The following is a 23,469-nucleotide window of genomic DNA, read 5'->3' as shown; positions in this document are numbered from 1 at the left end:
GTAAGTACTGTGCGCCAACTCGGCCAGGATTTTTTTACGGATATGAAGTGGATAGGTCATGATATTTGTGTAAGTTTTTTAGGCATTCTACTATAGTTGTACTGTCTGCGGCTCGCCGCCTTGTTAGCTTACTTTTTTGAATTGGTATAACTGTACGCATGCGACAGATATCCTCAATAATAATCAAAAGCGGCCGAGACCTTTTCAAAACGCTCTTTCCGCCGCGCCTGCGCAGGCAGGGAGCCAGCCTGAAGCGCAGCTTCAGTTGTTTGACAGGTAGCCGACATCAAGACAGGAACAATCAAGTCTTTTGATAGAGAATTGATTATTTTCAGAAAAGTGTGAGATAAGCAAAGCGCTGCTTTGCACTGGGCACCCGCCTGCGCGGGTGCGACTGATATCTGGTTTTGCAAAAGCTATGAAGGCCGTCTGAAACATTTTTCAGACGGCCTTCATTCGGAAGGTGAAACTTATTTGATTTGGCTGCCAATCACGCCGCCCAATGCAGCGCCGCCCAAGGTCGAGCCGGTGTCGCCTCCGAGCAGGTTGCCGGCCACGCCGCCCACCACTGCGCCGGTGGCGGTGTTGCGCTGAGAAGTGGTCATGCTGCCGCAAGCGCTCAGAGTGGCGGCAATGGCCAGCAGGGCAAAGGTTTTTGTTATGGTGGATTTCATGTTAATGCTCCTGATATTTTCAGTGGTTTATCGAAAACAACATGTTTTCAAGTATGGCACATTTCGCCTGAAATGCGTATATTGACGAGCGTAAAGACGTTTAAAAGCTAATAAAAGTTCCGGTCAAAATTTGCAAAGGAAATGAGATGAGTGCTTATGCCGTTGCCCATATTATTCATTTGTTCTGCGCGATTGCCTTTGTGGGCGGCGTGTTTTTCGAAACCTTGGTGCTCTCGGTGCTGCACACCAAACGGGTGTCGCGCGAGGGGCGGCGCGAGGCGGAAAAAGCGCTCTCTTATCGTGCGCCCAAAGTGATGCCGTGGATTGTGGCCGGCTTGTTTGGCTCGGGGCTTTTTATGGCGCATCGCTATGCGGAGGTGTTTGCCGACCCGCTGGCCACATCGTTCGGCACGCAGCTGGTGTTGAAAGTGGTGCTGGCTTTCAGCGTGTTGGCGCATTTTGTGATTGCGGTGGTGAAAATGCGGCGCGGCACACTCACGGCGGCTTGGTCTAAATATATCCACGCGGCGGTGTTGGTGCAGATGATTTTGATTGTGCTGCTGGCCAAAACCATGTTTTATGTGAGCTGGTAAAAGGCGGGCTGTCATCAAGGTAAAATCAAGCCGGCAGGTTTTTGATTTGATAGGGTTAATCCGGCGGTGCTGCGTTTGTTGGTTTTCCTGATAATGTAAATATGTTTTAATATGGCCAGATTGTTGTCAATGCGCAGCCGTTTTTAAAATAAAAATGGCACATCATAATAATAATCAGCTCAGGAAACAGTGGTTTATGTCGGCGTTATTAAAGCAATTGGGAGAAACCATTCGGCAGCAGCGCTTGTCGTTGCAGCCGCAAGATGTCGGCCTGCCCGCCGCCGGCCGCCGCCGCGGCGGCTTGAGCCAGCAGGAGGTGGCGGTGTTGAGCGGGGTGAGCACGCGTTGGTTGGCGCGCTTGGAGCAGGGCCAGTTTAAAGCGGCCGACACCGAGCTTTTCCGGCGGGTGTTGAATATCTTGTGTTTCAGCACGCAAGAGCAGGAGCGGCTGCTGCGCCAGGCGGGCTGGCAGCCGGAATATTGGAGCGAGGTGTCGCAACAGCAGCTGCAAAATCACCTGCAAAAATTGCTCGACGGCATGGATTATCCGGCTTATGTGGTGGATCATTTGTGGAACCGGGTGCGCTGGAACAAACCGGCCGCGCGCCTGTTTACCCACTGGCTGGGCAAGCAGGTGCAATACACCAATTTTATCGATTATCTGCTGCTCGACCCGCACAGCCGCCTGTTTATCCTGCATTGGGAAAAACATGTGGTGCTGTGGCTGGGGCGCTTTTTCAATAAAATCCAACCTTATCTGGATAACGAAAGCGTGGCGCAGTTTGTGGCCGAACGCTGCGGCAAAAGCCCGGTGTTTGAGCGGCTTTACCACAAACGGCGGCAACAGCGCGGCCACAAGCTGGGCATGCGTTATGTGTTTCGCACCGGCAAAGGCGAGCGCGCGTTTAACCGCATGGCTTTTCCCGTGCAGGGCAGTAGCGGCTGGCAGCTGATTGTGTGGCTGCCGGTGCCGGTGAAAAAAGCGCCGGCGGCGGAAGAAGTTGCGGTAGCACATGCAGCGGATGCCGCTGTTTCGGTGGCGGCGCATGAGTCGGCTGCCGATTGAATCAAGGCCGTCTGAAGCTTTCATTCCTATTCAAATAAATAAGCTATTCTAAATATGATATGCACAAAGGCCGTCTGAAAACCTTTCAGACGGCCTTTGCTTTATTTTTCAAGTGTTATGTTTGGAAAATAAAAGATTGTCGGCGGCCCGCCACCTTGTAAGCTTACTTTTTTGAATGGGCATGAAAGCTTCAGACGGCCTGGTTTCGGTTTGTAAAACGGATATGCTACAATGCGCGGCTAAGCAACTGATAATCAAGGAACCTGAATGGAACATGCTTCCGTAGGCTCGCCGTTATTTTACGGCGTGTTTTTTATTGCCATTTTGGTGATGATCGGCATCGATATGTTGTCGCTCAAGAAAACCGGCGTGCACAAAGTGAGCGTGAAAGAGGCGCTGATTTGGAGCCTGGTGTGGGTAGGCGTGTCGTGTGCGTTTGGCGGCTGGCTCTATTGGGAGCTGGGGCACAATCAGGCTTACGGCCATGCCGTGGCCTCGCAAAAAGTGCTGGAATTTTTCACCGGCTATGTGTTGGAAAAATCGCTGGCGGTGGATAATATCTTTGTGTTTTTAATGATATTTTCTTATTTCAAAGTGCCGCCGCAATATCAGCACCGGGTGCTGCTCTATGGTGTGCTCGGCGCGATTGTGCTGCGGGCGGTGATGATTTTTATCGGCGCGGCGCTGGTGCGCGAATTTGAGTGGATTCTGTATATTTTCGGTGCGTTTCTGCTCTACACCGGCGTGAAGATGTTCCGCCACCACGATGATGATGCGGAAGATTTATCCGACAATAAAATACTCAATTGGCTGAAAAAACGCATTCACGTGAGTCAGAATTTCGATAAAGAGAAATTTTTCACCATTGAAAACGGCAAACGCGTGGCCACGCCGTTGTTGCTGGTGTTGGTGATGGTGGAGCTGAGCGATGTGGTGTTTGCGGTGGACAGCATTCCCGCTGTGTTTGCGGTAACTACCGACCCTTTTATTGTGCTCACTTCAAATATTTTCGCCGTGTTGGGCTTGCGGGCCATGTATTTCCTGTTGGCCGATGTTGCCGACCGCTTTGTGTTTTTGAAATACGGGCTGGCGTTTATTTTGAGCTTTATCGGTATCAAAATGCTGATTATGAAATGGGTGCACATCCCGGTGGCCGGCTCGCTGGCGGTGGTGTTTGGCGCGCTGGGCGTGTCGATTGCCATTTCGCTGTTGTATAACCGCAAAAAGCAAGGCTGAGCATTACTGACTGACAAAAAGGCCGTCTGAAACTTTTGCTTTCAGACGGCCTTTTGGTTGGATGAAAAAGTGCGTGCGTACCGATATAGTGAAATCAAAGAAAAAAGGATACAAAAATAAGAAATTTCAAATCGTGTATAGGGTGTGTGGCGCAGCCACGCACGCGCTTTCTGTATAAGTTTTTCATTCATTCCGTTATAGTGGAACGAATGCAAAACTTATACAACGTAGCAAGTCACAGCGGCGTAGGTTGGGTTTGCAACCCAACCTACTCGTTGTGGCACTTTTTTAAGCATTTCACTATAAAAACAACGGGATTTAAGTTTTCAAAGGCCGTCTGAAACTTTTTCAGACGGCCTTTGCATTCATACAATAATGGTTAATTGATTTGAATGGGTATTATTCTTTAATAAAGGTTACGCCGCTCAAATGTGACGACAAAATCGCGTTGCGGATGGCGCTGAGCGCTTGCGGGCGCACGAAGTTGCGGCGGTAGGCCAGCACCACGCGGCGGTGCGGCACAGCGCCTTCAAACGGGATAATGCTGAAGAGCATGTGGTCGTTTTCGGTGAGCGCGGTGGCCGGCAACACGCTGATGCTCAGGCCGCTGGCCACCATGTGGCGGATGGTGTTGATGGAGCTGCCCTGCAAGGTGTTGGTGAGGCCGATAATTTTTTGCTTCGAGGCCAATTCGGAGCAGCTGTCGAGCACCTGATCGCGCATGCAGTTGCCCTCGGTGAGCAGCAACACTTGCTCTTCGGCCAAGCATTGCGGCGTAACCGCATCCAGCTCTTCAAAATGATGCCCTTTGGGTACAATCACGAAAAACGGCTCGTCGTATAAAGGCAGCGTGACCACGCCCGGCTCTTGATAAGGCTCGGCCACCACCACTGCATCCAAATCGCCGCGTTTGAGCATTTCGGTGAGCGTGTCGGTGTAGTTTTCTTCCAGCATCAGCGGCATTTTCGGCGCTTCGCTGCGCAGCGACATAATCAGCTTGGGCAAAAGATAGGGCGCCACGGTGAAAATCAGGCCCAGCTTAAACGGGCCTTCTAGTTCGTTTTGCTCTTCTGTGGCCAAATGCCTGATAAGATCGGCTTCTTCCAACACGCGGCGGGCTTGTGCCACAATGCGCTCGCCCGCATCGGTGGTGATGATTTCATTACTGCTGCGGTCAAACAACGACACCGCCAGCTCTTCTTCCAGCTTTTTGATGGCGATAGAGAGCGTGGGCTGGCTGACAAAGCAGCGTTGGGCGGCGCGGCCGAAATGGCGCTCCTGAGCCACGGCCACGATATAGCGCAATTCGGTCAGCGTCATGGCATCAGGCCTTTTTTTGGGTTTCCGGCAGCGTGATGTTGAGCTCCAGCACGTCCACACCGTCTTGCGTTTCTTGGGAAATGCGGATGTCGTCGAGCGATACATGCACATATTTCGACAACACTTCCAGCAATTCTTTTTGCAGCGTGGGCAGATAATCGGGCGCTTGCGCTTTCACGCGCTCTTGCGCGATGATGATTTGCAGGCGGTCGCGTGCCACTTCGGCGGTTTTTTGTTTTTTACCAAACAGCAATTCAATCAAAGACATGGCTTAACCTCCAAACAGCTTTTTGAAGAAGCCTTTTTTCTCGGCATCCAGGAAACGCATTTCGCGGTTTTCGCCCAGCAGGCGGGCAATCACGTCTTTATAGGCTTCGGCTGCGATGGCGTCGCCTTGATGGATAACGGGCGAGCCGGCGTTGGAAGCTTGCAGCACGTTTTGCGATTCGGGAATCACGCCGATAAGCGGAATGCGCAAAATATCGCAAATATCCTGCACCGAGAGCATCTCGCCTTTTTCCACGCGCTCGGGCGAATAGCGGGTGATGAGCAGATATTCTTTCACCGCTTCGCCTTGTTCGGCTTTGCGGCTCTTACTTTGCAAAATGCCCAAAATGCGGTCGGAATCGCGCACGCTCGACACTTCGGGGTTGGTGGTGACAATGGCTTCGTCGGCAAAATAAAGCGCCATCAGCGCGCCTTGTTCGATGCCGGCGGGCGAATCGCAAATCACATATTCAAAGCCCATTTCTTCGGTGAGGGTGTTGAGCACTTTTTCTACGCCTTCGCGCGAAAGCGCATCTTTGTCGCGCGTTTGCGAGGCGGGCAGAATAAAGAGGTTGTCGCAGTGTTTGTCTTTAATCAGCGCCTGATTCAGCGAAGCTTCGCCCTGAATCACGTTAATCAGGTCATACACCACGCGGCGCTCGCAGCCCATAATCAAATCCAGGTTGCGCAAGCCCACGTCGAAATCGATAACGGCGGTTTTGTGGCCGCGCAAGGCGAGGCCGGTTGCAATGCTGGCGCTGGTGGTGGTTTTGCCCACACCGCCTTTGCCTGAGGTGATTACAATGATTTTTGCCACGATGTTTCCTTTTGCTGATTCAAATTGACTTTATTGCAGTGAAATGAAGAATGAAGGTGATACAAGGCAGGCAGTGCAGAGATACAGCAAGGCGCTGCAACGCTGTAGCACTTTAAGTTATCCATTTCACTCTATTTATTCGGCATCGATGGCGCCGATAACCAAACGCTCGTCTTGCAGCGACACCTGCACCGGTTTTTTATGCAGGTGCGCCGGCAGATCTTGCTCGAAATTGCGGTAGATACCGGCCACCGACACCAATTCGGCCTGCATCGAATGAATGAAAATGCGCGCCTGGCGGTTGCCCGCGGCGCCGGCCAGCGCGCGCCCGCGCATGGGGCCGTAAACATGGATGTTGCCGTCGGCAATGATTTCCGCGCCTTCGCTGACCATGCCGGTCACAATCAGATCGGCATTCTCGGCATACACTTGCTGGCCGGTGCGGATGGGGGTGTTGACAAACACGGTGGGCTGGCTGATTACCTGTGCCTGCACCGGAGCGGGTGCCGGCGGCTCGATTACGGATTTGAGCTGGCTCTCTGCGGTGGTTTTGTCGGCGGGGCTGAAGGCCAAATGGGCTGCGGCGGCATAAGGTGCCCAAGCTTCATCGCTGTGGCGCAAGCCGATGATTTGCAGGCCGTGGCGGGCAAACAGGGAGGCCACGGTGGCAATATCGAGCGCTTCGGGGCGGCTGAAATCTTGCACGTCAAGCAAAAAAGGCATGCTGGAAAGCTCTTGATATTGGCCGATGCGCTGTTGCAGATGGGCTTCCAGCTCTGCGCTGTCGGCGGTGTGCAGTTGCACCGCCAGCGCATCCAAGCGCGCCGATTTCACTTCAAAAGCCGGTTTCATACTGTGTTGTTACCATAAAAAAATTTAATAGGCGAAGTTTACCGTGTTAATCTAGTCTATTCAACACAGAGGCCGTCTGAAATGCAAAAAACCTTTCATATCATCGGCGCAGGCAAAGTGGGGCACACGCTCGCGCTGCTTTTGCAGCAGCAAGGCTGGAAGCTGGCGGCGGTGGTGAGCCGCAGCGGCCGGGCATTATGGGCAGACTGTTGCGGCGGCAGAATGGTTCCTTGCATTGCCGATTTGCCGCGCGCCGATGTGCTGATTATTAGCACACCTGATGATGCGATTGCGGCAGCTGCCCAAGAGGCGGCCGCTTTGCCGTGGCTGCACGGGGGCGTGTTGGCGCTGCATTTGAGCGGGGCGAAAAGTGCGGCGGCGCTGGATGCGTTGGCCGCGCGCGGAGTGCGCACCGGCAGCCTGCATCCGGTGTTTGCTTTTGCCGATGTGGCGGCGGCCGTGCGCACGCTGCCCGGCCGATTGTGTGCGCTGGAAGCACCCGATGCGGCGGCTTTGGCCGGCTTGCGGGAAGTGGCGGCGGCTTTGGGGCTGCGGGCGTTTGAGATGCCGTCTGAACAAAAAGCGCGCTATCATGCCGCGCTCTCTGCAGCTTCTAATTTTTCGGTGGCGCTGGCCGCTTATGCGCAAAACCTGCTGCAACCGCTGGCGCTGCCCGAAGCCTTGTCGCGCGAGTTGGTGGTGAATCTGATGCGGCAAAGTGTAGAGAACGTGGCTGCCATGCCGCCGGCCGCCGCGCTCACCGGGCCGATTGTGCGCGGTGATGAAGGCACCGTGGCCGCGCATTTGGCGGCTTTGTCGGCGGTCGAGCGCGAAGCTTACGTCGCTTGGGCGCGGCAAACCTTGATATTGGCAGCGGCGCGGCTGGATGAAGAGGCGTATGCGCGGGTGGAAAAAGTGCTGGCGTGCGGTGAAGTGGCGCAGGATTGAGCTGGTGCGGGCAGGCTGATATTGGGAGACATGAGGCCGTCTGAAAGCTTTTCAGACGGCCTTTGCGTGTCCGTATGATTGATTACGGGCGGGTTATATCCATTCGAAAAAATAACCTAACTGCGTTGGCTCGCCTAGCCGTACTATAGTGAAATGCAAGAAAAAGTTATACGAACTGCATTCTGAAACAGCGTAGGTTGGGTTGCCAAACCCAACGTTTCAGAGGGCTTGTGGATTTGTTGGGTTTTCAACCCAACCTACCCGCCGTATCACTTTTTTATGCATTTCACTCTAGTTGTACTGTCGCAGGCTCGCCGCCTTGTTATACCAATCCAAAAAAATAACCTAACTGCGTTGGCTCGCCTAGCCGTACTATCTGTACTGTCTTCGGCTCGCCGCCTTGTTAGCTTACTTTTTTGAATTGGTATTATCTTATTTTTTCGAATGGGTATTATTTAAATTGATGTGATGTAAATCCCTACCGCTTCTGCCAAACAACAGGCCGTCTGAAAACCTTTTCACGTTTTCAGACGGCCTGTTGTAATGCGCTTAAATCAATTCAATAAACGGGCTTAACGTTTCCCGCCAAAGCCGATTTCAAAATCCTGCGCTGCTGTTGTCGAACCCGGATTGCCGGGGCGGGTTAACTCGACCATGCCCGCGATTTCATTGGCTTTGGGGCCGAAAAAGCCCAGCCCGTATTTTCCTGCACCCAATTTTGCAGAAGCGGCGTCGCCGCTGATGCCCATGCCTTTAAATCCCGGTTCGTTAATCGCCGCAATGGGGGCGTTTTGGAGGGTAATCGTGCCTGCCTCGGATAAGCCGGTGATGCTGCCTTGGCCGCGGCGGCGTGAAAAATCAACCGTATAGGTGAGCGCGCCGGTTTCGCTTTGGTTAAAAGCTTGGCCTTTGTAGGTGTAGTTTCCGCTGTTTGGCAAGGCGGTACTGGGCGTGGCCTCTCCTTGTATGCTGCTAATGGAAAATTTATCAACTAATTTAGTCCAGGTGGGGTTGTTCTGATCAGATAGATTGCGTATGTAACTCCCCAATACGACAGAATAGGCTTGTTTATAAAGATGAATATTGCCATCAAGCGATTCGCGGTAATCGCCATTGCTGTCTTTGTACACAATGCTGCTGGATTTAAACGGCTCAACCGACAGCCCTTGCGGATAAGCGGAAATATCAACTTTATCACCGCCACGATAGCTTTTCCCCTTGATTTCAAGGCGGTAATCATTATCGTCATTCGGTATTTGTACATAGCGGTAGCCGTTGCCGCCGGCAGACGGGTTGTCGGGCGTGGGGGTGGCACCGCTGGAGAGCCCTGAGCTGCCGCCCCCGCCACCACAGGCGGCAAGGGCAAAAATGATGGTTGCGGCCGGCATAATGGATAAACGGGACATAATGTTTCCTTAGTTGATTCAATTGAATGATTGAATGGGTTTATGCTTTACGTCACAAAGGGTGAATAAATTTGAATGTTTAACCTGTTTTTGCAGGGAAATTATAACATTATTTACCAGCCTTGCCGGCATTGCTGCTTTTAAGTTTCTTTGGCAAACACCACATATTTGCCCTCAAATTCCGCCGCCAAAACGCCCTTGCTGTATAAGCGGCAGGTCAGGGTGATGCGTCCTTTGCCGCGCTGCGCCAAGGCTTGTGTGCAAGCGGCCCAAGCGGTGTTGTCGTCGGGTGTGCACACGGCGCTCAAATCGGCGGGGGCGGGCTTGAGGTAGCGGATGTTGCTCTCTTGAATCACAATGCGTCCGCCGCTTTCGGGATAGCGCAAATGTACCAGCGACCAGCCGCACAAAGTGGCCAAAAGCGCGATGCTGCCGCCAAACACGGTGTGGTGGTGGTTGCAGTTGCGCGCAATCGGTGCGCACAAAATCACCTGCTCGGGCGCGCTTTCGTTCACGCGTATGCCCAGTGCGGCGCTGGCGGGAATATTTTGATGCAAAAAGGCTTGCAGCTCGTTGGGGGACATGGCGGCTCCTGAGTGGCGGGTTATGCCCATCCAAAAAAATAACCTAATTTCGTTGCCTCGCCTTGCCGGACTCGTTGTACTGTCGCAGGCTCGCCGCCTTGTTAGCTTACTTTTTTTGAATGGGTGTTATTGCTATCGTTTCTAAATATAGCCTATCTTGCAGGCCGTCTGAAAGCCGCATGGCGCACAAGCTGCATCGGCGCTACAATAAGCGCTTCTTTCAGACGGCCTGAAGTTTATGAGTTTGCCCATCACTTTGGTGTGGTTGCGCCGCGATTTGCGCCTGTTTGACCACACCGCCCTGCAAACCGCCATCCGCCTTGGCCGGCCGCTGGCGGCGGTGTTTGTGTTTGACCGCGATATTATTGATGACTTGCCTGCCGATGATAGGCGCTTGAGCTTTATTCACGAGAGCATCAGCGAAATGCAGGCGGCTTTGCACGCCAAAAACGTGCCGTTGTGGGTGTTGCACGGCCGCGCGGCAGAGGCGCTGCCCGCATTGGCCGCGCAGCTCAATGCAGCCGCGGTGGTGTGCGCCGAAGATTACGAGCCGCAAGCGATTGCGCGCGACAATCAGGTGTGGCGCGCGCTCGATGCCGATGGCCGTGCGCTTGTGCGCGTAACCGATCAGGTGATGCTGGCCAAGGCCGAGGTAATGACGCAGCAGGGGCGGCCTTACAGCGTGTTCACCCCCTATAAAAAAGCCTGGCTGCACACGATGGCGCAGCGCTATGCCGGCTGGCAGCCTGCCGATGATTGGGCGGCGCTAGCGGCTTTGCAAACGCAGCTGCCCGCCGCCGCACGCGCCGCGCCGCGCCTGCCTGCCTTGGCCGATTTGGGCTTTGTGCGCCAAGCGCTGCCGCTCGCGGGCGGCGAAGCTGCGGCGCAAAAGCAGCTGGGCGATTTTCTGCCGCAGCTGGGTCAATATCACCTCAAGCGCGATTTTCCGGCGCAAAAAAGCACTTCGCAGCTTTCGGTTTATTTGCGCTTCGGCCTGCTTTCCATCCGCCATTTGGTGCAGCTGGCGCGCCAGGCCGACAACGAAGGCGCGGCGGCCTGGCTCAACGAGCTGGTGTGGCGCGAGTTTTACCAGCAGTTTCTCTACCATCATCCCAATGTGGTGCGGGAAAGCTGGCGGCCGGAATATCGCGCACTGCCTTGGCCGAATCAACCCGAATATCTGGCGCGCTGGCAAGCGGGGCAAACAGGCTATCCGATTATTGATGCGGCCATGCGCCAGCTCAAACACAGCGGCCAAATGCACAACCGCCTGCGCATGCTTTGCGCCGGTTTTTTAAGCAAAGATTTGCTGACTGATTGGCGCTTGGGCGAGGCTTGGTTTGCGGCGCAGCTTTTGGATTTCGACTTGGCCGCCAACAACGGCGGCTGGCAATGGGCAGCGGGCACCGGCTGTGATGCGCAGCCTTATTTCCGCATTTTCAACCCGGTGATCCAGTCGCAAAAATACGATCCCGACGGCACGTTTATCCGCCGCCATGTGCCTGAGCTGGCGCATTTGGGCAAAGAGGTGATACACGCCCCTTGGCTCGCCAAACACGATATCGACACCCACGGCTACCCCGCGCCCATCGTCAACCACGCGCTGCAAAGAGAAAAAGCGCTGGCTTTTTACCGAGCCGTCTGAAAACTTGAAACACTCATCAGGTATTGTTTATGAATGCTTCTCCTTATTGGCTGCAACCCGCGCCTTACCGCAACTTGGCCGCGCTCACCGCTTTTGCCGGCAGCCTGCTTTTGTGGCGCTATTGGCCGCAGCAGGATATGGCCGCTTTTGCGGCGGTGTTGCTGCTTTTTTTCGGCGCGCTGGTGGCAATGGCCGCCGTGCTGCTGGCCTTGCGCCTGCGCCAAAGCGGCACCACGGTGCAATGTCTGCTTTTAATGCTGTGGCAGATCGGCCTGCCGCTGGTGTTGATGTCGCGGCTGTATCATCAGGCCGTCTGAAAGAATGTGCGCAACGTTCACCAAGCTTTTGATGCAAAACAAAAAAGCGCTGCCGTAATGGTTTACCATAAGCGCCGCCCGCTTTTTAACCCATGCCGTCTGAAACCCGAAACGCTATGCCCCATCCTTATTTGCAGGCCGCCCGCGAGCGCTGGTTCAACCCTTATAAGCGCTATCAATACAGCCGCCTGATTCATGCCGTCCGCCTCGGCTTGGCGGTGATTGCCGCCACGCTGCTGGCGCGACTTTTGCAGCTTGCGCACGGCGAATGGGTGGCCATCACCGTGTTTGTGGTGTTGGGCATGCTGCAATTTCAAGGTGCGATTTATTCCAAAGCGGCCGAGCGCATGATAGGCACCATTATCGGTTTGGGTGCAGGTTTGCTGCTTTTGTGGCTCAACCAACATTATCTGCACAACAACGGGCTTTATTTCATTTTAATCGGCCTGCTCAGTGCGCTGGCCGGCTGGGCGGCGGTGGGCAAATACGGCTATATGCCCATGCTCGCCGGCCTCACCATGTGTATGCTTATCGGCGACCAAGGCAGCGAATGGCTCAGCGACGGGCTGATGCGCGCGCTTAATGTGTTGCTCGGCGCCGCCATCGCCATCGGTGCGGCCAAGCTGATGCCGCTCAAATCCACCCTGATGTGGCGCTTTTTGCTGGCCGACAACCTTATCGACAGCAGCCGCCTGATTGCCGAAATCAGCAACGGTGAATACATGGGCCGCCGGCGCTGGCGCAGCCTGCAAAAAGACATGCAATTAATCAATCACCGTTTGGTGAAAAGCCGCAGCCACTTGGCCGCCACCGCGCAAGAGAGCCGCATCAGCATCAATGTGATGGAAACCATGCAGCACACCCACCGCAAAATCGTCAGCAGCATCGATTTGCTGCTGCATGCCGTGCCCAAGCTGCCGCGCCCTGAAATCAGCGAGAGCGACGAAGCCTTGCTGCATCAGCACTTTATCGGCCTGCAACAAGAATTACGCCACACCGCGCGCCTGCTCAAAGGCCGCTACGCCCGCCGCATCCGCATCGACACCCGCATCGATCCGCGCCTGCGCGCGCTGGCGCACCGGCTGCCGTTTGAATGGCAGGGTTTTGTTTGGCTGAGCATCAACATTCGAGTCGAGCTGGCCAATCTGGTGATGATGTTGCACCGCAGCCGCAGCAAATGGCTGGAGCCCGGCGAATGGCGCAAGCTGCACCAGCACCTCACCCGCCAGCACCAGCAATTGGACATAGCGGAAAAACCGCCGGCAGTCGAAGCGCCGCCCCAATAATCCCCATTCAAAAAAGTAAGCTTGCAAGGCGGAAGCCGGCGACAGTGCAGAAAACATGGCAAGGCGCGACAAGGCAGTCAGGTTGTTTTTGAATGGGAACAAGAATCGGTATGAAAGGATAGCTCATGCCCCGTATCGCCATAATCGGCGGCGGCCTTGTCGGCCGACTCACCGCTTTGCAGCTGGCCGAGCAAGGCTTTCAGACGGCCTTGTTCGACCGTGCATCCCGCGCCGGCGAGCAATCGGCCGCCTATATCGCCGCCGCCATGCTGGCTCCTTTGGCCGAATCGGTGGAAGCCACGGCGCAAGTGGTGGCGCTGGGGCGGCAAAGCCTGCCGATGTGGCAGGCGCTGGTGCGCCGCTTCAGCACCTCCGTGTTTATGCAGCAGGCCGGCAGCCTGATGGTGTGGCACCGGCAAGACAAGCCCCTGGCGGTGCAATTCGAGCAACATCTGCACCGTGCCACCGGCCGCGCCGATGCCGCCGAGCATTGGCAGGCCGCCCACATCGCCGCGCAGGAGCCGCAGCTTGCCGGCCGCTTTCAGACGGCCTTATACCTGCCGGAAGAAGGCCAGCTCGACAACCGCCAAGTGCTGTTGGCGCTGGCCGACGCGCTCGAGCAAGCCGGCGCGGCCTGCCATTGGCACAGCGGCGCTGAAGCCGACGATTTGCAAGCGCAATTCGACTGGCTCATCGATTGCCGCGGCACCGGCGCACAAAGCGATTGGAACAGGCCGTCTGAAGCCGCAGCGGGCAGCCGCCTGCGCGGCGTGCGCGGCGAAGTGGCGCGGGTGTATGCGCCCGAAATCTGCCTCAACCGCCCCGTGCGCCTGCTGCACCCGCGTTATCCACTTTATATCGCGCCCAAGCCCGATCACATTTTCGTGGTGGGCGCCACCCAAATCGAGAGCGAAAACAGCGCGCCCGTGAGCGTGCGCTCGGGGCTGGAGCTGCTCTCGGCGCTTTATGCCGTGCATCCTGCGTTTGGCGAAGCGGATATTCTCGAGCTGGCCGCCAACTTGCGCCCCACGCTCAACCACCACAATCCCGAAATCCGCTGGCATCAAAACCGAAACCTGATTGAAATCAACGGCCTTTTCCGGCACGGCTTTATGATTGCGCCCGCTGTTACCGCTGCCGCCGTGCGCCTGCTCACGGCCTTGCTGCGCCACGAAACACCAAGCGTGCAAGACCGGCCAAGCGGTTTGGTTTATACTTTTCTTTAAAATAGCTTGGCCGCCGCTGTTTGACGGCCTGTTTCCACTATCCACAGGAGCGCAGCATGAACATCAGCCTCAACGGCGAATCCTTCGAATTTCACGGCCAAACCGTGGCCGAGCTGATTGCCGCGCAAATGCCGCCTGCGCCGTTTGCCGTGGCGGTGAACACCCGTTTCGTGCCCAAAACACAATACAGCGGCCATCTGCTGCAAGCGGGCGACCAAGTGGATATCGTGCGTCCGGTGGTGGGCGGTTGAGGCCGTCTGAAAACAAGGAATCTACCATGATGGGAAGCTGCTTGTGCGGTGCGGTGCAATATGAAGCCGACGAAATCCAGTTTATCCAATTGTGCCACTGCCGCACCTGCCAAGTGGCGCAAGGTGCGCCTTATATCGCGGGCGGCGCGGTGAAGCGCGAGCATTTCCGCTGGCTCGCCGGCGCCGACAAGCTGAGCGCTTATGAATCCAGCCCCGGCAAATACCGCCGCTTCTGCGCCGTGTGCGGCACACCCTTATTGAGCGACCGCGCCAGCCTGCCCCACATCGCCTTGCGTGTGACCACTCTGCACGCCGACCCCGGCATCCGGCCGGCCTACCACATCTGGACCGAACACGATTGCCCGTGGACGCAAGATCATCCCGACTTGCCGCGCCATCCGCAATGGCCGTCTGATACCAATCCAAAAAAATAACCTAACTTCGTTGTTTCGCCTTGCCGTACTATCTGTACTGTCTGCGGCTCGCCGCCTTGTTAGCTTACTTTTTTGAATTGGTATGAAAGCCCTTCAAAAACGTAAGCCGCCCGTCGGATTATTTTTGAATTGCCATGAAAGCCCTAAATGAACCCGCTCACCCTTTATAACCAAACCTTCTCCGACCGCCTGCTGTTGGGCACCGCCGCCTATCCCACCACCGAAATTCTGCGCCGCTCGGTGGCTGCGGCCGAGCCGGCCATGATTACTGTGTCGCTGCGCCGCCAAAGCGCCGCCGGCCACGCGCACGGGCAGGGTTTTTGGGATTTGCTGCAAGCAATGCAAGTGCCCATTCTGCCCAACACCGCCGGTTGCCAAAGCGTGCAAGAAGCCGTGGCCACCGCCCACATGGCGCGCGAAGTGTTTGACACACCTTGGATCAAACTCGAATTAATCGGCGACGACGACACCTTGCAGCCCGATGTGTTCCAACTCGTGGAAGCGGCCAAAATTCTGATTGACGACGGTTTTTATGTGCTGCCTTACTGCACTGAAGACTTAATCGCCTGCCGCCGCCTGCTTGATGCCGGCTGCCGCGCGCTGATGCCCTGGGCCGCGCCCATCGGCACCGGCTTGGGCGTGGTGCACGAATATGCCTTGCGCGTATTGCGCGAGCGCCTGCCCAACACCCCGCTGATTATCGACGCCGGCCTCGGCCTGCCCTCGCAAGCCGCGCAGGTGATGGAATGGGGCTATGATGCCGTGCTGCTCAACACCGCCGTGTCGCGCTCTGGCAACCCTGTCGACATGGCGCGCGCTTTTTCGCTGGCGGTGGCATCCGGCCGCCTCGCCCACCAAGCCTGCCCCGTGCCGCCGCGCGAACAGGCGCAAGCCAGCACGCCCACCGTGGGGCAGCCGTTTTGGCACAGCGCCGAATATTGAGCAGCGTTTAAGTAAAAGGCCGTCTGAAAAGTTTTTTTCAGACGGCCTTGTTTTCATGCGTACGATTACGCTTTGTTTTCACAAAGCTAATCGTACCTACGATTGGTTTGCATGTGGGAAATACAGTGAGGCCGTCTGAAAGAAGGTTCAGACGGCTTTGTTTTCATGCGTACGATTACGCTTTGTTTTGACAAAGCTAATCGTACCTACGCTTGGCTGACGGCATCACACGCTTTGTGCGGTAATGAGCTTGTGCAAAAACGCATCGCAACGCGCCAATTGCGAGAGCTCGACAAATTCATCGGCTTTGTGCGCCTGCTCGATATTGCCGGGGCCGCAAATCACGGTGGCGATGCCGGCCTGCTGGAATTGACCGCCTTCGGTGGCATAAGCCACTTTCAGACGGCTTGAGTCTTCCACCAATTGCGTAATCAAATCGTGCAGCAAAGCCGCTTCGGCTTCGGGCATGGCGGGCACGTTTTCGCCGTGGTGCATGTCGATGCGGCAGGCGGCATCCACCGCCTGCATTTGCGGCTGCAACACTTCGCGGATGTGGGCTTCGATCGGCGCGGTGATGTCGGCGGGGCTCATGTGCGGCAGGTTGCGGTAGTCGAATTCGAATTCGCACAATTGCGGCACGATATTGCCGGCAATGCCGCCGGCGATGGTGTTTACGCTTAAGGTGGAAAAGGGCACATCGTAATCGGGGTCGGTGTCGTGGCGTGCTTTCAGACGGCCTGCCAATTCGTTGATAAACACGATTAATTTCGCCGCGTATTCAATGGCATTTACGCCTTGCGGGGTGAGTGAAGAATGTGCGGCTTTGCCGTGCACGGCGCAGCGGAAGGTGTGGATGCCTTTGTGCGCCACCACCATGCGCATCGAAGTGGGCTCGCCCACAATGCAATGCTCGGGTGTGAGGCCGCGCTTTTGCAATTCGGCAATCATCACCGGTGCGCCGAGGCAGCCGATTTCTTCATCGTATGACAAGGCAATGTGCAAAGGGCGCTTCAACTCAGCCTGCACCATCGCGGGCGCGGCGGCGAGCACGGCGGCGATAAAGCCTTTCATGTCGGCGCTGCCGCGCCCGTAAAGCCGGCCTTCGCGGATGTCGGCGCGATAGGGATCGGATTGCCAGGCTTGGCCGTCGGTGGGCACCACGTCGGTGTGGCCGCTCAAAATCAGGCCGCCTTCGGTGCTGCCGTCGGCAGCGGCAATGGTGGCAAAAAGATTGGCCTTGCTCTGATCGGCATTGTGCGAAAGCCACGGTTTGAGGCCGAGCGATTCGAGATAATCGGCGCAATCGTGTATCAGCGCGAGGTTGGAATGGCGGCTGGTGGTGTCGAAAGCAATCAGGCGGCTGAGGCGGTTTATCGTGTTCATGGCGCGGTGTGGGAATAAACAGGGTTTTGATTATAAAGCTTTTCAGACGGCATCGTTGTATTATATGCTGCGAAAAACAGGCCTCAAGGCCGTCTGAAAACACACCGCCATCTATTCAAGGAGAAAACGATGAACATCCGCCCCTATCTGGAACACCGCCCCGAAATCGACGAGAGCTGCTATATCGACCCCGCCTGCGTGGTAATCGGCGAAGTGTCGCTGGCCGAGCAGGTGTCGGTGTGGCCGTTTGCGGTGATACGCGGCGATGTAAACAGCATCAGCATCGGCGCGCGCAGCAATGTGCAGGATTTGAGCATGCTGCATGTGTCGCACAAAAACGAAGCCAAGCCCGAAGGCTCGCCGCTGGTGATCGGCGAAGATGTCACCATCGGCCACAAAGTGATGCTGCACGGCTGCCGCATCGGCAACCGCGTGTTGGTGGGCATGGACAGCACCATTATGGATGACGTGGTGATTGAAGACGATGTGATGATAGGCGCCTGCAGCCTGGTGCCGCCACGCAAGCGCCTACAAAGCGGCTATTTATATGTGGGCGTGCCGGTGAAGCAGGTGCGGCCGCTCACCGAAGAAGAAAAAGCCTTTTTGGTGTATTCGGCGCAACATTATATGCGGGTGGCTGCCAACCATAGGAAGAGCGCCGGAATGGCAGCAGATTGAAATAATATTACCAAATCAGCGCAGGCCGTCTGAAAACTTGGTTTAAATCATAAAAAACTGTAATTTTCCAACGATTGTAATCAAATCGGGTTACAATCGCGCCATTCTGAAAACCCTCGCAAAAGATTGAAAGGAACGCCGCAATGAGCACCAAACGCGACTTGACCCGCATCCGTCACAACACCAAAATCGTGGCCACACTGGGCCCCGGCAGCAACAATGTGGAGCTGCTCGAAGACATGATCCGCGTTGGCGGCCTCAACGTGGTGCGTTTCAACTTCAGCCACGGCACCGCCGAATTCCATCAGGAAAACGCCCGCATCGTGCGCGAAGCGGCCAAAAAAGCCGGCCGCGAAGTGGCGATTATGGCCGATTTGCAAGGCCCGAAAATCCGCGTCGGCAAGCTGGAAAACGGCTTTGTCGAATTGCTCGCCGGCGAAAAGCTGCTGCTCGATGCCGCCCATGAAGGCGAAGGCAACCGCGACCGGGTGGGCCTCGATTACCGCGACCTGCCCAACGATGTGAAAGCCGGCGACATTCTGCTGCTCGACGACGGCTTGCTCACTTTGGTGGTAGACAGCGTCAACGGCAGCGAAATCCACACCACCGTGCAAAACAGCCACAAATTGAAATCCAACAAAGGCATCAACAAACAAGGCGGCGGCCTTTCAGCCGGCGCGCTCACCGAAAAAGATTTCCGCGACCTCAAAACCGCCATCGGCATCGGCTGCGATTACCTGGCCGTGAGCTTCGTGAAATCTGCCGAAGACATGCAGATCGCCCGCAATCTGGTGGAGCAGGAAATGCAGGGCAGCAAAGCCGTGCGCCCTGGTTTGGTGTCGAAAATCGAGCGCGTGGAAGCCATCACCAACCTCGATGAAATCATTCTCGCTTCAGACGGCATCATGGTAGCCCGCGGCGATTTGGCCGTGGAAGTGGGCAACGCCGCCGTGCCCGCGCTGCAAAAACGCATGATCAAGCGCGCCCGCGAATTGCGCCGCTTCAGCATCACCGCCACCCAAATGATGGAAAGCATGATTACCAACCCCGTGCCCACCCGCGCCGAAGTGAGCGATGTGGCCAACGCTGTGCTCGACGGCACCGATGCGGTGATGTGTTCTGCCGAAACCGCCGTGGGCGCTTACCCCTTTGAAACCGTGCGCCAAATGGCGGTTATCTGCGCTGCGGCCGAAGCCGAGCAAGATTCGCTCAACGGTGTGGACGAAAGCCATCAAGAAGCGGCTGTCAACACCAATTTGGCCATTGCCAGCGGCGCGGTGCATGTGGCGCGCGCTATCGACGCCACCGCCATCGTGGCGCTCACCGAGAGCGGCGGCACCGCTTTCGAAATCAGCCGCCACAGCATCCAGCTGCCGATTTACGCCTTCACCCCCAGCATTTCCGCCCAGCGCCGCATGGCGATGTATCGCGGCGTGCGCCCGCTGATGCTGGCCACCAGCTGCGACCACGACACCGCGCTGAACGAAGTGGAAAGCATGTTGGTTGAGCGCAAAGTGCTCAAGAGCGGCGAACAATACATCGTCACCAGCGGCTCGCGCATGCGCGAAAGCGGCTCCACCGATATGCTGCAAGTGGTGAAAGTACGCTAAAAGCAGTAGATTTGCATAGTAAAGGCCGTCTGAAAGAAATTTCAGACGGCCTTTTGTTATCGGGCTTTATAGCAATTCTAAAAAATAACCTTACCAAATAAAAATAGTTCGACAGCATCATCCGCGTAGCTTGGGTTGTAAACCCAACAAGCCCACAGTCCGTCTGATACCAATTCGAAAAAATAATATACAAACGGGCAGCCTGTAGGTCGGATTCTCGAATCCGACACTTGTTCGCAGAACAAGGCACGCACATCGCTTTGGCCGTTGGCCAAACGTCGGATTCAAGAATCCGACCTACGCGGATGATGCTGCCGAACTATTTTTATTTGGTAAGGTTATTTTTTTGAATTGGTATGAAACGTTGGGTTTATCAACCCAACCTACGCCGTTTCAGAATGCAGTTTTGTGTAGCTTTTTATGCATTTCACTATGGATTACATGCGTGTGCGCCTATGCCCAAAGGCCGTCTGAAGCCCTCTGCTCATGCGGTCAATCATTTCTACGCGTGCATCACACAGCTGCGGCCGGGCGGCACACCACCATATAATTCACATCCACATTGTCGCTGAGGCTGTAAACCTTGCTCAGCGGGTTGTAAACCATGCCTTTGCTGCCGATGATTTCCAGGCCGGCGTTGCGGCACATGCGCGCGAGCTCGGCCGGGGTGATGAATTTCTGCCAATCGTGCGTGCCGCGCGGCACCAGCCCCAACAGATATTCCGCGCCCACAATGGCGTGCAGATAAGATTTCGGGTTGCGGTTGATGGTGGAAAAAAACACCGTGCCATCAGGCTTCACCAGACGGGCGCAGGCGGCCACGATGGCGGCGGGGTCGGGCACATGTTCCATCATTTCCATGCAGGTCACCACATCGAAGCTGTGCGGTGCTTCGGCGGCCAAATCTTCTACGCGGATGCAGCGGTAGGCCACATTGCTTACACCTTGGTCGAGCGCATGCAGTTTGGCGATTTTCAGCGATTTTTCAGCCATATCGATGCCGGTGGCGTGTGCGGCGCCGAGCTTGGCCATGCTTTCGGTGAGAATGCCGCCGCCGCAACCCACATCGAGCACGGTTTTGCCGCCGATGCGGCCATATTGGTCGATATAGCCCAAGCGCAGCGGGTTGATATCGTGCAAGGGTTTGAATTCGCTGGTTTCATCCCACCATTTGTGGGCCAGCTGGCTGAATTTGTCGATTTCGCCCGCGTCGACATTGTGCGGGGCTGAGGTGGGCTTGCTCATTATATTTGTCCGGTTGGTTTAGAGGGCTATTTTACTGGATTTTTCAGGCCGTCTGAAAGTGTGTTTGCACAATCAGTCCAGCTCGCCGGCAAAGGTTTTTTTCTTTTTCCAAAATGCGCGGCCGGCTTTGGCTTTAATGCTCAGCATGCCGCCGTGGCTGCCGTCGGTGCTGATGCACAGGCTTTTCAAGCGGCCTCGCTGCAAAGCCTGCCAAGCGGGTGAGAAAAAGCGCGCTTCCCATGCCAGCAGGGTTTCGCGGTAAGCCCAAATATCGTCGGTGGCTTGTGCGGCGGCCAAGTCGTGCAAAAAAAGCAGGCTCTCGGCACCGGCGCAGCCGGCTTCCTGCTGCATCGCCTGCCAAGCGGCGAAATCATAAGGCGCATCCAAGCGGCGGCCGGGATAATATTGCGCCCACGGGCTGTCGCTGCCCAGCGTAGCCGTGCCGTGGGCGTGGCCGATTATGTCTTGCCAAAGCCACACGCCGTTGATGGCGGGCGCACCTTCTCTTTGGCGCTCGGCATTGAGCGCATGGCTGTGCAGCCACATTTGGATTTCGGTTTGCGCTTGCAGCCAAGCTGCGGCATCGCGGCCTTCGGCGCGCACCATGCCATCGTTGTGGCCGATGGCATCGGGCAGCGGCGGCACTTGCCAATCGGGCAGCGCCGGCAGCACCAGCAACCATAAATCGGCGCGCACGGGCAAAAAGCGCCAGCCGTCGGCCTGATAAAAATCGTCCAGCCCCGCGCAAAGCCGCTGCGCTTGCTGCATATTGATGCCGATATCCGCGCCGGCGAGCATGCTCATGCTGTGCATGCCCATTTGCTGCCACACCGGCGTGGCAAAGGCGGTGGGCGCGTTTGTGGCCAAACCAAGCTGCGCTTTGGCGTGCGCCAGCAGGCTGCCCTGCCACAGATAGTGGCCGTAAAATTCAGACGGCCGCGCCGCTTGCGGGGTGAATGTGCCAAAACGCAACAATTGGTTCAGCGCCGGCGTGAGCGTGGCGGGCAGCTTGGCAAAATCGGGTTGGTTTAAGGCAGGAAGCGCCAGAGTCAGGTGCATGAACGGCTCGCAAAATAGGGGAAAAGAAGATGAATGGCTGCATTTTACGCATGCTTTGAGCAAACGCAAAAGCCGCATTCGGCAAGCCGGTGCTTATTATGGTAAACTGTTTAATCGGGTAAAAAACCGAAAACTCCCGTGTAAATCAAGGCAATAGCCGCGATAATGCCAGTTGCAGCAGATTTGCTGCCGAGAAAACAGCCGTTTGCAACAGCACGGCCGCCGTTTGACACGGCCATGATTTCAAGCGCCGCGCGCCGCCCTTTAATGTTAATGTGCCGCGCCGGCCCGCAACAGGAAAATATATCAGTGATTCAAAAGCATTTTACTTTTTTCCGCCATTTTTGGCACAACAAGCCCGTGCGCTGGTCGCTTTTGGGCATTTTGCTGCCCGTGTCGGGCGTGATGACCGCTTATGCCGTAACCGAGCCTTTGCCGCAAGCCAGCCTTTATCAGGCCGAACGCGTGGTGGAAGAGCTGCCGGCCGTGTTTGTGGAGCCGGGCAGCTTTCAGGGCAGCTATTGGACCGAGGAGGCCGTGCAGCCGGGCGACACGCTCACCGATGTGCTCACCCGCCTGAACGTGCCGCAAAAAAGCATCAAGCAAGTGTTGGCCAAAAGCCCCATCGACACCAAACTCAAGCAATTGCGCGCAGGCCAAACCGTGAGCGTGCGCCTGGATTCCAGCGGCGACGCCACCGACATTCAGTTTTTCAACGATGACGACAACGGCGAGCGCAACCTCGTGGCGATTGAAAAGGTAAACGGCCAGTGGCAGGCTTCGGCTTCCGAGCTCGCCATGGAAACCATGCCTTCGCTGCGCTCCGTGGTGGTGCGCACTTCCGCCCGTGGTGCGATGGCGCAAGCCGGCATTCCGGTGGAAATCCGCGAATCGCTCAACGAATTGTTTGCCGATGTGCTCGATTTGAATAATTTAAAGCCGGGCGACACCATCCGCCTGCTCTATAACAGCCTTTATTTCCGCGGCCAAGAAATGGCCACCGGCGATATTTTGGCGGCCGAAGTGGTAAAAGGCGGCCAAACCTATCAGGCTTATTATTTTGCCCAAGCCGATGATCAGGGCGGCAGCTATTACGACCAAAACGGTAAAACCTTGCAGCAAAAGCTGGGCTTCAGCAACCAGCCCGTAGATTTTGCCCGCATTTCTTCACCTTACGGCGTGCGCTTCCACCCCGTGTTGCGCACTGTGAAAATGCACACCGGCATCGACTATGCCGCACCCTCCGGCACGCCGATTAAAGCGCCGGCCGATGGCGAAATCGTGTTTAAAGGCTGGAAAGGCGGCTACGGCAACACCGTGATGCTGCAACACAGCAACGGCGTGGAAACCCTCTATGCCCACATGAGCGCTTTTTCTCCGGCCGGCGGCAAAGTGCGCGCCGGTGAAATCATCGGCTATGTGGGCAGCACCGGCCGCTCCACCGGCCCGCATCTGCATTATGAAGCCCGCCTCAACGGCCAACCGGTAAACCCCGCCACCGTGGCGCTGCCCACTCCGAAATTGAGCCAAACCGAAATGGCCGAATTCCGCCGCCAGCAGCAAGATGCCAGCAACACCTTGGCCGCCGTGCGCAACCTGCCGGTAACTGTGGCACAGCTTGACTGATGCT

24 protein-coding genes are annotated in these 23,469 nt (G+C 56.2%); 14 read left to right on the top strand and 10 right to left on the bottom strand.

The features are described 5' to 3' along the window. Positions 1 to 470: 470 nt before the first annotated feature. Positions 471 to 674 (bottom strand): glycine zipper 2TM domain-containing protein, encoded by a 204-nt coding sequence (locus EV680_RS09130; protein WP_132954436.1) that lies wholly within the window; start codon positions 672 to 674, stop codon positions 471 to 473. Between the two features lie 146 nt (positions 675 to 820). Here EV680_RS09130 and EV680_RS09125 point away from each other — a divergent pair, with 146 nt between their 5' ends. The 3 genes from EV680_RS09125 to EV680_RS09115 all read left to right on the top strand — a co-directional run bounded on the left by EV680_RS09125 (position 821) and on the right by EV680_RS09115 (position 3,569). Then, on the top strand, positions 821 to 1,267 hold the full coding sequence (locus EV680_RS09125; protein ID WP_132954435.1) for a CopD family copper resistance protein: 447 nt from the start codon (positions 821 to 823) through the stop codon (positions 1,265 to 1,267). Positions 1,268 to 1,463: 196 nt separating this feature from the next. After that, positions 1,464 to 2,333 (top strand): helix-turn-helix domain-containing protein, encoded by an 870-nt coding sequence (locus EV680_RS09120; RefSeq protein WP_165870931.1) that lies wholly within the window; start codon positions 1,464 to 1,466, stop codon positions 2,331 to 2,333. 267 nt (positions 2,334 to 2,600) lie between these two features. After that, a complete protein-coding gene (locus EV680_RS09115) occupies positions 2,601 to 3,569 on the top strand; it encodes a TerC family protein (RefSeq protein ID WP_132954433.1) in 969 nt (322 codons plus the stop codon). A gap of 399 nt (positions 3,570 to 3,968) precedes the next feature. On the opposite strand, the gene EV680_RS09110 is transcribed toward EV680_RS09115, so the two are convergent. The 4 genes from EV680_RS09110 to minC form a co-directional block, all read right to left on the bottom strand. Next, positions 3,969 to 4,889, bottom strand: coding sequence for a hydrogen peroxide-inducible genes activator (locus tag EV680_RS09110; RefSeq protein ID WP_132954432.1), 921 nt, complete (start codon positions 4,887 to 4,889; stop codon positions 3,969 to 3,971). 4 nt (positions 4,890 to 4,893) lie between these two features. Beyond that, the gene (minE, locus tag EV680_RS09105; RefSeq protein WP_132954431.1) at positions 4,894 to 5,157 is read right to left on the bottom strand and encodes a cell division topological specificity factor MinE; all 264 of its coding nucleotides are present in this window, start codon (positions 5,155 to 5,157) and stop codon (positions 4,894 to 4,896) included. A 3-nt stretch (positions 5,158 to 5,160) separates the two neighbouring features. Further along, positions 5,161 to 5,973, bottom strand: coding sequence for a septum site-determining protein MinD (gene minD, locus EV680_RS09100; RefSeq protein ID WP_132954430.1), 813 nt, complete (start codon positions 5,971 to 5,973; stop codon positions 5,161 to 5,163). 135 nt (positions 5,974 to 6,108) lie between these two features. Further along, entirely contained in the window at positions 6,109 to 6,825 is a 717-nt protein-coding gene (gene minC / locus EV680_RS09095; RefSeq protein ID WP_132954429.1) for a septum site-determining protein MinC, read from the bottom strand. An 81-nt stretch (positions 6,826 to 6,906) separates the two neighbouring features. Between minC and EV680_RS09090 the strand changes: the two genes are divergently transcribed. Next, positions 6,907 to 7,773 (top strand): Rossmann-like and DUF2520 domain-containing protein, encoded by an 867-nt coding sequence (locus EV680_RS09090; protein ID WP_132954428.1) that lies wholly within the window; start codon positions 6,907 to 6,909, stop codon positions 7,771 to 7,773. A 572-nt stretch (positions 7,774 to 8,345) separates the two neighbouring features. On the opposite strand, the gene EV680_RS09085 is transcribed toward EV680_RS09090, so the two are convergent. Both EV680_RS09085 and EV680_RS09080 read right to left on the bottom strand, forming a co-directional pair. Next, entirely contained in the window at positions 8,346 to 9,179 is an 834-nt protein-coding gene (locus EV680_RS09085) for a factor H binding protein domain-containing protein (protein ID WP_132954427.1), read from the bottom strand. 140 nt (positions 9,180 to 9,319) lie between these two features. Next, positions 9,320 to 9,763, bottom strand: coding sequence for a YiiD C-terminal domain-containing protein (locus EV680_RS09080; protein WP_132954426.1), 444 nt, complete (start codon positions 9,761 to 9,763; stop codon positions 9,320 to 9,322). Between the two features lie 238 nt (positions 9,764 to 10,001). Between EV680_RS09080 and EV680_RS09075 the strand changes: the two genes are divergently transcribed. From EV680_RS09075 to EV680_RS09045, 7 genes are all read left to right on the top strand, one after another. After that, positions 10,002 to 11,408, top strand: coding sequence for a cryptochrome/photolyase family protein (locus tag EV680_RS09075; protein ID WP_132954425.1), 1,407 nt, complete (start codon positions 10,002 to 10,004; stop codon positions 11,406 to 11,408). 29 nt (positions 11,409 to 11,437) lie between these two features. Next, positions 11,438 to 11,725, top strand: a complete 288-nt coding sequence (locus EV680_RS09070; RefSeq protein WP_132954424.1) for a hypothetical protein — start codon at positions 11,438 to 11,440, stop codon at positions 11,723 to 11,725. A gap of 116 nt (positions 11,726 to 11,841) precedes the next feature. Continuing rightward, a complete protein-coding gene (locus tag EV680_RS09065) occupies positions 11,842 to 13,011 on the top strand; it encodes an FUSC family protein (protein WP_132954423.1) in 1,170 nt (389 codons plus the stop codon). Between the two features lie 125 nt (positions 13,012 to 13,136). Beyond that, positions 13,137 to 14,237, top strand: a complete 1,101-nt coding sequence (locus EV680_RS09060; protein ID WP_132954422.1) for an FAD-dependent oxidoreductase — start codon at positions 13,137 to 13,139, stop codon at positions 14,235 to 14,237. Between the two features lie 56 nt (positions 14,238 to 14,293). Then, positions 14,294 to 14,488: a sulfur carrier protein ThiS gene (gene thiS, locus EV680_RS09055; protein ID WP_132954421.1), complete on the top strand. Its 195-nt coding sequence runs from the start codon at positions 14,294 to 14,296 to the stop codon at positions 14,486 to 14,488. A gap of 26 nt (positions 14,489 to 14,514) precedes the next feature. Beyond that, positions 14,515 to 14,922 carry a GFA family protein gene (locus EV680_RS09050; RefSeq protein WP_132954420.1) on the top strand — a complete coding sequence of 136 codons (408 nt, stop codon included), beginning with the start codon at positions 14,515 to 14,517 and terminating at the stop codon, positions 14,920 to 14,922. A 147-nt stretch (positions 14,923 to 15,069) separates the two neighbouring features. Continuing rightward, positions 15,070 to 15,864 (top strand): thiazole synthase, encoded by a 795-nt coding sequence (locus EV680_RS09045; protein ID WP_132954419.1) that lies wholly within the window; start codon positions 15,070 to 15,072, stop codon positions 15,862 to 15,864. 225 nt (positions 15,865 to 16,089) lie between these two features. Here EV680_RS09045 and argE read toward each other — a convergent pair whose 3' ends face one another. After that, positions 16,090 to 17,247 (bottom strand): acetylornithine deacetylase, encoded by a 1,158-nt coding sequence (argE, locus tag EV680_RS09040; protein ID WP_132954418.1) that lies wholly within the window; start codon positions 17,245 to 17,247, stop codon positions 16,090 to 16,092. Positions 17,248 to 17,376: 129 nt separating this feature from the next. Between argE and EV680_RS09035 the strand changes: the two genes are divergently transcribed. Then, entirely contained in the window at positions 17,377 to 17,925 is a 549-nt protein-coding gene (locus tag EV680_RS09035) for a gamma carbonic anhydrase family protein (RefSeq protein WP_132954417.1), read from the top strand. A gap of 143 nt (positions 17,926 to 18,068) precedes the next feature. After that, positions 18,069 to 19,535: a pyruvate kinase gene (gene pyk, locus EV680_RS09030; protein ID WP_132954416.1), complete on the top strand. Its 1,467-nt coding sequence runs from the start codon at positions 18,069 to 18,071 to the stop codon at positions 19,533 to 19,535. A 513-nt stretch (positions 19,536 to 20,048) separates the two neighbouring features. Here pyk and ubiG read toward each other — a convergent pair. Both ubiG and EV680_RS09020 read right to left on the bottom strand, forming a co-directional pair. Then, positions 20,049 to 20,780, bottom strand: a complete 732-nt coding sequence (gene ubiG / locus EV680_RS09025) for a bifunctional 2-polyprenyl-6-hydroxyphenol methylase/3-demethylubiquinol 3-O-methyltransferase UbiG (protein WP_132954415.1) — start codon at positions 20,778 to 20,780, stop codon at positions 20,049 to 20,051. 72 nt (positions 20,781 to 20,852) lie between these two features. Further along, positions 20,853 to 21,839, bottom strand: coding sequence for a hypothetical protein (locus EV680_RS09020; protein WP_132954414.1), 987 nt, complete (start codon positions 21,837 to 21,839; stop codon positions 20,853 to 20,855). A 309-nt stretch (positions 21,840 to 22,148) separates the two neighbouring features. On the opposite strand from EV680_RS09020, the gene EV680_RS09015 reads away from it, so the two are divergent. Continuing rightward, positions 22,149 to 23,465, top strand: coding sequence for a M23 family metallopeptidase (locus EV680_RS09015; protein ID WP_424580118.1), 1,317 nt, complete (start codon positions 22,149 to 22,151; stop codon positions 23,463 to 23,465). The last annotated feature ends 4 nt before the right edge of the window (positions 23,466 to 23,469 follow it).

This window comes from Uruburuella suis (assembly GCF_004341385.1).
GTDB lineage: Bacteria > Pseudomonadota > Gammaproteobacteria > Burkholderiales > Neisseriaceae > Neisseria > Neisseria suis.
The sequence above is the reverse complement of the archived record's forward strand: the minus strand, read 5'-3'. Positions and strand labels throughout refer to the sequence as shown.